At 62.6% G+C, this 850-nt stretch carries 2 protein-coding genes; both read left to right on the plus strand.

Annotated elements, in window-relative coordinates; genetic code table 11:
• The coding region (locus HMPREF0183_RS12970; protein WP_005885323.1) for a VldE C-terminal domain-containing protein at positions 1-481 on the plus strand (481 nt) is incomplete at its 5' end.
• Positions 482-652: 171 nt separating this feature from the next.
• Positions 653-850 (plus strand): hypothetical protein (locus HMPREF0183_RS12875; RefSeq protein WP_156798228.1); only part of this gene is annotated, 198 nt, incomplete at its 3' end.

Here is an 850-nt window from a genome sequence, read left to right on the forward strand (position 1 = left end):
CGACGAGAGCTGCGAGGAGGGCGGCAGCGGGCCCGGCGGCGAGCCGGACCCGATCGGTGACGGCGACCCCAACCGGCTCGTCGACGATCCGACCACCGACGGGCAGATCACCGCGCGGATGCTCCACGTCTACCAGCAGACCCTCGAGCACTTCCCCGAGACCAGCTGGTCCTGCTATTCACCCCGCCCCGGCACGAAATCCGAGCACCCCCTCGGCAGAGCATGTGATGGCACTTTCGGCAATCCCATCGGGCAACGCCCTACCCCCGAACAGCGAGAATTGGGTTGGGATGTCACGAATTGGGCCAAAGACAATGCCGAGACCCTGAGCGTCGAGTATCTGATCTGGGATGGGAAGATCTGGTCCCTGAATCGCGACGATGAAGGGTGGCGCGAGTATAACGGGGGTGGAATGCATGACCCCTCGGATATCACAGGCGGACACTACGATCATCTGCATATTACTGTCAGCGGGAACTAGCTATTATTCCGCCTGTAGTTGATCCGCATAAACCTGTGGGCTCAAGGAATTCTAGCATTATCTGATCGGTGACAAGGTGGCCGCGTCGTGCACCTGGTTGTCATGGCACGTGAGGAACCCGAACCCAGGGAGCGGGCACGTCTGTCCGATGTGCTGCAAGCCCAGGCCTAAATGGAGACGGTCAACCCCGAAGAGTACGAACGGTGGGATCGGGCTCTGCTGGGCGCCGATCTCGGCGAGGATGAGGAGAGCTACACGCGGCTCGAACGCGACCTGGTCGCTCAGTGGCGCACGCACCGCGACGACCCCCTCCCTGAGCACCTTCGCCAGGCGGCGAAGTTGGCGCAGAGCCTGGCCTGGCTGGGCTCA

Origin of the sequence: Brevibacterium mcbrellneri ATCC 49030, from assembly GCF_000178455.1 — a bacterium.
GTDB lineage: Bacteria > Actinomycetota > Actinomycetes > Actinomycetales > Brevibacteriaceae > Brevibacterium > Brevibacterium mcbrellneri.